The organism is Nocardia sp. NPDC050408 (assembly GCF_044458905.1).
Classification (GTDB): Bacteria; Actinomycetota; Actinomycetes; order Mycobacteriales; family Mycobacteriaceae; genus Nocardia.
The window spans coordinates 906213-912336 of the sequence record NZ_JBITIL010000001.1; the positions used below are offsets into that span (position 1 = coordinate 906213).

8 protein-coding genes are annotated in these 6124 nt (G+C 65.7%); 4 read left to right on the forward strand and 4 right to left on the reverse strand.

What is annotated here, in order from left to right; genetic code table 11:
* The first annotated feature begins 66 nt into the window (after positions 1-66).
* Positions 67-318 carry a hypothetical protein gene (locus ACIBJI_RS03995; RefSeq protein ID WP_364344364.1) on the forward strand — a complete coding sequence of 84 codons (252 nt, stop codon included), beginning with the start codon at positions 67-69 and terminating at the stop codon, positions 316-318.
* Between the two features lie 101 nt (positions 319-419).
* On the forward strand, positions 420-614 hold the full coding sequence (locus ACIBJI_RS04000; RefSeq protein ID WP_364344361.1) for a hypothetical protein: 195 nt from the start codon (positions 420-422) through the stop codon (positions 612-614).
* Between the two features lie 9 nt (positions 615-623).
* On the opposite strand, the gene glgC is transcribed toward ACIBJI_RS04000, so the two are convergent.
* A complete protein-coding gene (gene glgC / locus ACIBJI_RS04005) occupies positions 624-1838 on the reverse strand; it encodes a glucose-1-phosphate adenylyltransferase (RefSeq protein ID WP_364344358.1) in 1215 nt (404 codons plus the stop codon).
* Positions 1839-1975: 137 nt separating this feature from the next.
* Here glgC and glgA point away from each other — a divergent pair, with 137 nt between their 5' ends.
* Complete coding sequence (gene glgA, locus ACIBJI_RS04010) at positions 1976-3133, forward strand: glycogen synthase (protein ID WP_364344611.1); 1158 nt, start codon at positions 1976-1978, stop codon at positions 3131-3133.
* On the opposite strand, the gene ACIBJI_RS04015 is transcribed toward glgA, so the two are convergent.
* The 3 genes from ACIBJI_RS04015 to ACIBJI_RS04025 form a co-directional block, all read right to left on the reverse strand.
* Positions 3115-3939: a putative RNA methyltransferase gene (locus ACIBJI_RS04015; protein ID WP_364344355.1), complete on the reverse strand. Its 825-nt coding sequence runs from the start codon at positions 3937-3939 to the stop codon at positions 3115-3117. The two genes, glgA and ACIBJI_RS04015, sit on opposite strands and share 19 nt — an antisense overlap.
* 16 nt (positions 3940-3955) lie before the next feature.
* Positions 3956-4123, reverse strand: coding sequence for a DUF3117 domain-containing protein (locus ACIBJI_RS04020; protein WP_011211259.1), 168 nt, complete (start codon positions 4121-4123; stop codon positions 3956-3958).
* 180 nt (positions 4124-4303) lie between these two features.
* Entirely contained in the window at positions 4304-4885 is a 582-nt protein-coding gene (locus tag ACIBJI_RS04025) for a DNA-3-methyladenine glycosylase I (RefSeq protein ID WP_396957193.1), read from the reverse strand.
* Between the two features lie 23 nt (positions 4886-4908).
* Here ACIBJI_RS04025 and ACIBJI_RS04030 point away from each other — a divergent pair, with 23 nt between their 5' ends.
* Complete coding sequence (locus ACIBJI_RS04030; RefSeq protein ID WP_397082946.1) at positions 4909-5538, forward strand: hypothetical protein; 630 nt, start codon at positions 4909-4911, stop codon at positions 5536-5538.
* Positions 5539-6124: the final 586 nt, after the last annotated feature.

Consider the following 6124-nt stretch of genomic DNA (forward strand, 5'->3'; position numbering starts at 1 on the left):
CTGATTTCGCCGCCGCCGGACGGGTATTCGAGCTGATGCCAGGTTCGACGACGGCAAGGTATGCCCATGGTGTGGGAACGCGGAACCCAGATCCTAGAAATCGGCCATATCGGCCACACGATCAATGGGGGACGAGCCAGCGGCGGTTGTTTACTGCCCGCACTCGGCCTTCTGATTTTCATCATGGTGCTGGCCGTGGTGGTGCTGGTGTGGGTCAGTAATGCTGATTTCGGCACCGAGCGGACAAAAGTTCCGCTGACTCCCGGTCCGTGCGAACCGTTCTGCACCGTCGCGCCACCGCAGCCCGGTCCGCGATAACCGTCGGAAATATTTCGCGCGAAACCGCCGCCGACTGGGTATCCAGGAGTAGAGGATGTCCCAGGGTGGCCATCGGGGAGAGGTCCAGCGAGAGGTTCAGCGTGTTTCGCGATGATGATGATCGAGATCCGATCGACTGGGGCCGCTCGGCGATCATTCTTGTGCTGGTGCTCGGTATCGCCGTTGTGCTGATGTTATTGGTCGTCACCGCCGATTTCGGCGATAAGTCGCCGGCCACGACGGTGCCGAAAACACCCGGTGCCTGCGCGCCGTTCTGTCCGTCGCAGTCGCAGTAGCGATTTCGGCTAGACCCAGACGCCCTTGCCGACCGTCACCACGCCGCCGTTGCTGACCGCGAAGCGATCCCGATCCCGGTCCAGATCCACGCCGATGATCTCGCCCTCGCCGACCACCACGTTCTTGTCCAGAATCGCGCGCCGCACCACCGCGCCGCGCCCGATCCGGACGCCGGGCATGATCACACTGCCCTCGACGGTCGCGCCGTCGTCCACCATGACATTGGAGCTGAGCACCGAATTGCGCACGGTCGCGGCCGAAAGGATGCAACCGGCGCCGACCACGCACTCCTGCGCGAGCCCGCCCTGCGCGAACTTGGCCGGCGGCAGATTCTCCGCCGCACCGCGAATGGGCCAGTGCTTGTTGTAGAGGTTGAAGACCGGATGCACCGAGACCAGATCCATATGGGCCGCGTAGAAGGCATCGATGGTGCCGACATCGCGCCAGTAGCCGCGGTCGCGCTCGGTGGCGCCGGGCACCTCGTTATCGGCGAAGTCGTAGACCGAGGCCTCGCCCGCGGCGACCAGCGCCGGGATGATGTCACCGCCCATATCGTGATCGGAATCGGAGTTGTCGGAGTCCGCGCGGATCGAATCGACCAGCACCTTGGTGGTGAAGACGTAGTTGCCCATCGAGGCGAAGGTGACGTTCGGATCGTCAGGTGTGCCCGGCGGATGCGCGGGCTTCTCCAGGAATTGAGTGATCCGCCCGGACTCGTCGGAATCGATGCAGCCGAACGCACTCGCCTCGCTGCGCGGCACCCTGATGCCCGCGACGGTGACGCCCGCACCGGAGTCGATGTGGTGCTGGACCATCTGCTCCGGATCCATCCGGTACACGTGATCCGCGCCGAAGACCACGATGTAGTCCGGATCCTCGTCGTAGATCAGGTTGAGCGACTGCATGATCGCGTCGGCGCTGCCGGTGTACCAGCGCGGACCGAGCCGCTGCTGGGCGGGCACCGGCGTGATGTATTCACCGGCGAAACCCGATAGCCGCCAGGTCTGCGAGATGTGCCGGTCCAGTGAATGCGATTTGTACTGGGTGAGCACACACAGGCGCAGATAGCCCGCGTTGACGAGGTTGCTGAGTACGAAGTCGATCAATCGATACGCACCGCCGAAGGGGACAGCTGGCTTGGCCCGATCCGCGGTGAGGGGGAACAGGCGCTTACCCTCGCCACCGGCGAGCACGATCCCGAGTACGTGCGGCTGGCTCCTCACACCTGCCAAACTACCGCGTGAGGCGGGTACAGGTGGCCCATGCCAAAGTGAACGTCTAGTTTGAAGCCGTGAGTTTCGGCACGGGCGGTGGGGGTGCGGGGGCGGGAGCCGGCGATCACGACCGGCTTCGCGTTGCTATGTTGACGCGCGAATATCCCCCTGAGGTGTACGGCGGGGCAGGTGTCCATGTGACCCAGTTGGCGGCGCAGTTGCGGCAGTTGTGCGAGGTGACCGTGCATTGCATGGGTATGCAACGCACCGATGCCGTGGTGCACCAACCGGATCCGATGCTCTACGCCGCCAATGCCGCGATGCAGATGATGTCGGCCCAGCTGCGGATGGCCGATGCCGCGGGTGATGTGCACGTGGTGCATTCGCATACCTGGTACACCGGGCTCGCCGGACATCTCGCCGCGACCCTCTACGGCATCCCGCACGTGTTGACCGCGCATTCGCTGGAGCCACGGCGGCCGTGGAAGGCCGAACAGCTCGGCGGCGGCTACCGGCTGTCGTCGTGGTCGGAGCGCAATGCCGTGGAATACGCCGACGCGATCATCGCGGTCAGCGAAGGTATGCGCCACGATGTGCTCGACGCCTATCCGACGATCGATCCGGACCGGGTTCACGTGGTGCACAACGGCATCGACGCCACCGTCTGGCATCCGGGACTGCCCGCCGAGGGATCGCGCATGATCCTGGACGAATTGGGCGTGCGGACCGACCGGCCGATCGTGGCCTTCGTCGGTCGCATCACCCGGCAGAAGGGTGTCGGGCATCTGCTCGCCGCCGCCCGGGAATTCGATCCGGAAATCCAGTTGGTGCTGTGCGCGGGCGCGCCGGACACCCGCGAACTGGAAACCGAGGTGGCCGCCGCCGTCGCCGAACTCATCGAGGCGCGCGGCAATGTGTTCTGGGTGCGCGAGATGCTGCCGACCGAGCAGATCCGCCAGATTCTCGCCGCGGCCACGATGTTCGTCTGCCCTTCGGTTTACGAACCCCTCGGAATCGTGAATCTCGAGGCCATGGCATGTGCGACCGCGGTGGTCGCCTCGGATGTCGGCGGCATTCCCGAGGTAGTCGTGGACGGACAGACGGGCCGTCTGGTGCACTACGACGCGAATGCGCCGGAGCAATACGAACACGATCTGGCCGAAGCCGTCAACGAGGTCGCCGGTGATTCGGTGCTCGCCGCCGAATATGGCACGGCCGGACGCCACCGTGCCATCGCTGAATTCGACTGGTTGCAGATCGCCGCCCAGACCGTCGCGATCTACGATCAGGTTCGCAAATTCTGAGGTTGGTAGGTCGAGACCTGGACCGAGGCGGTTACCTCGAGCGTGTCCGGCAGGCCATCCAGGTGGTTGGTCGCATGATGGGCGGACGGGCCCATCGCCACCACGTTACGAATATCGGTGCGGGTGAGCTTCATCGGATATTCGACGACGGTGCGGTCTACCGCGTCGAAGTGACCGGACATGGCGTCGGTGAGGCGGCGGTCCTTGTCCGGATCGACGGTAACCAGGCCGAGTGGGCCGACAAGTTCGGCCAGGTGGCGTGGGGTTGGGGTAGCGACGACGAAGCGACCATCGGCAGTGAGGACCCTGGCGACCTCGCTCGGATTACGTGGTGCGAATACCGAGACCACTCGATGCAGCGCACCGTCTCGAACCGGCAGTCCGCGCCAGGCGTCGGCTAATACCGAGGCGGCACGCGGATGGGCGCGGGCGCAGCGTCGGGCCGCGGGTTTGGCCACATCCAAGGCGATCCCGACGGCCGGGACGGCATCGAGCACGGCGGCCAGGTAGTAGCCGGTTCCGGCACCGACCTCGAGCACCGCCGCGCCGCCGAGCACCCGATGGTCGGCCGCGACAGCCGTTGCCACCGCATCGGCGATCGGCGCGAAATGTCCCCCGACCTGGAACGCGGCACGCGCGTCCAGCATCGCCGAGGTATCGCCGGTCATTTTCGTCGACGCACCGGTCAATAGACTGACATAACCCTGTTTGGCGATGTCGAAACTGTGCCCGTGTCCGCAGCGCAGCGCCCGATCTTGCGACTCCATTTCGGAACCGCATTCCGGACAGGCCAGCAGACCGGCCACATCAGCGAGTGTGGGATTAGCTGGTGACACTCTTCAGTTCGTCACCGAGCGCTGCCGCTTCATCCGGCGTGAGCTCAACGACCAAACGCCCGCCACCCTCGAGTGGAACCCGCATCACGATTCCACGCCCTTCCTTGGTTGCCTCGAGGGGACCGTCCCCGGTGCGGGGCTTCATGGCCGCCATCCTCTGCTCCCTCCAGATCTGCGCGATATGCTGCGCACTTTCTTGGAACTCCAGTTGTCACCAACTAGTGAGCTCGCCGGCATTTGGCGAGCTACACCCGTCCCATTCTTCCCTATCGCCGGAGGGGACGGATACCTGAGTTCGAAATGTGACCGCTCGGCCTGTGTTGGGCCGCCCTCCTCAGACCCAGCAATCCATCAGGTGGTCGTCGACCATTCCGGTCGCCTGCATCAACGCGTAGGCGGTCGTCGGCCCGACGAAGCGGAACCCGCGCCGCTTCAATTCTTTTGCCAGAGCTATGGATTCGGGGGTGGTCGCGGGCACCTCGGCAATCACGCGCGGGCGTGGCCGAGTAGCCGGCGCGAATGACCAGATCAACTCGTCCAGTCCGATATCGAGGTCTGCGGCCACCCTGGCATTGGCGATCGACGCTTCGATTTTGGCCCGGTTGCGGACGATGCCGGGATCGGCCAACAGCCGCGCCACATCGTCATCGCCGAAGGCCGCCACCCGCTCGATCGCGAACCCGGCAAATGCGCTTCGGAAGGCCGGACGCTTACGCAGAATGGTGATCCACGCCAGCCCCGATTGGAATGCCTCGAGACACATCCGCTCGAACATGGCGTCATCCCCATGCAGCGGTTTGCCCCATTCGTTGTCGTGATAATCCCGGTAAAGCTGAGACCCCTCCGACCACGGACAACGGATCTTCCCATCGGATTCTGTCGCATCCGGCACAGACACGGTGATTTCGGCGGTCATTACTGGCCCGCCCCGAATCGCAAGTGTTGCTGCGCGGACGGGCCGTACTGCGTTCCCGGGACTTCGTGCGTGCTCGGGGCCTGCTGTGCGGTCGGAAACTGCTGTGCGACTGGGACTTGCTGCGTGGTCGGGGCCTGCTGTGCGACTGGGACCTGCTGCGTGGCTGGGACTTGCTGCGTGGCTGGGACTTGCTGCGTGGCTGGGACTTGCTGCGTGGCTGGGACTTGCTGCGCGCTCGGCCCGCGTTGTGCGGTCGGGTGTTGCTGCACGGTAGGGCTGTGTTGTGCGGTTGGGCTGTGTTGTGCGGTTGGGCCCTGTTGTGCGGCCGGGACTTGCTGCACGGTCGGGCCGTGTTGTGCGGTCGGGTGCTGCTGTGCGGTCGCGACTTGTTGCGTGGCCGGGCCATGCTGTGCGCTCGGGGCCTGTTGTGTGGTTGGGCCGTGCTGTGCGCTCGGGGCCTGTTGTGTGGTTGGGACTTGCTGTGCGCTTGGGGCTTGCCGCGCGGCCGGGGGCTGCTGTGCGGTTGGGGGCTGCTGTGTGGTTGGGCCGTGCTGCGCGCCCGGGACGTGCTGCATGGTCGGCGGCTGGGCGATCGCGCCGTCCTGCGGGGTAATCGTGGTCTGGACAGTCGGCACCTGGAGCGGGGCGAGTGACGGCTGTGCGATCGGTCCTTGGGTTGTGCCGGCCTGGGGCGTGTCTGTCAGTGGCTGTGGCGGGGCGACCGATGGTTGTGCGATCGGAGTCTGGGTTGTGCCGTTCGGCGGGACGGTCGGCGCTTGGAGTTGGCCGGTCGGGACTGGCGGATCAATCGTGCCGTTCGGCGGGAGGGGAGTGGCCTGCCGGGCGGTGGGCGGCTGTGGTTGTGCGGACGATGGTTGTGCGATCGGTGCCTGGGTCGCTGTGCCGTTCGGCGGGGTGAACGGTGGCTGTGCGGTCGCTGCTTGTGTCGGTGTGCCCTTCGGGGGGACGGTCGGTGGCTGCGGTCGGGCAGCCGGGGGCTGGACAGCCGGTGCCTGCGGAGTAATCGAGCCGTTCGGCGGGTCTGTCGGCGCTTGGAGTTGGCCGGTCGGGACTGGCGGATCAATCGTGCCGTTCGGCGGGAGGGGAGTGGCCTGCCAAGCGGTGGGCGGCTGTGGCTGTGTGGACGATGGTTGTGCGATCGGTGCCTGGGTCGCTGTGCCGTTCGGCGGGGTGAACGGTGGCTGTGCGGTCGCTGCTTGTGTCGGTGTGCCCTTCGGG

What these genes read in the sequence shown, in the direction of transcription:
- ACIBJI_RS03995 (WP_364344364.1), top strand. Translation starts at nt 67, where the DNA reads ATGGTGTGGGAACGCGGAACCCAGATCCTAGAAATCGGCCATATCGGC.
- glgA (WP_364344611.1), top strand. Translation starts at nt 1,976, where the DNA reads ATGTTGACGCGCGAATATCCCCCTGAGGTGTACGGCGGGGCAGGTGTC.
- ACIBJI_RS04020 (WP_011211259.1), bottom strand. Translation starts at nt 4,123, where the DNA reads ATGGCGGCCATGAAGCCCCGCACCGGGGACGGTCCCCTCGAGGCAACC.
- ACIBJI_RS04025 (WP_396957193.1), bottom strand. Translation starts at nt 4,885, where the DNA reads ATGACCGCCGAAATCACCGTGTCTGTGCCGGATGCGACAGAATCCGAT.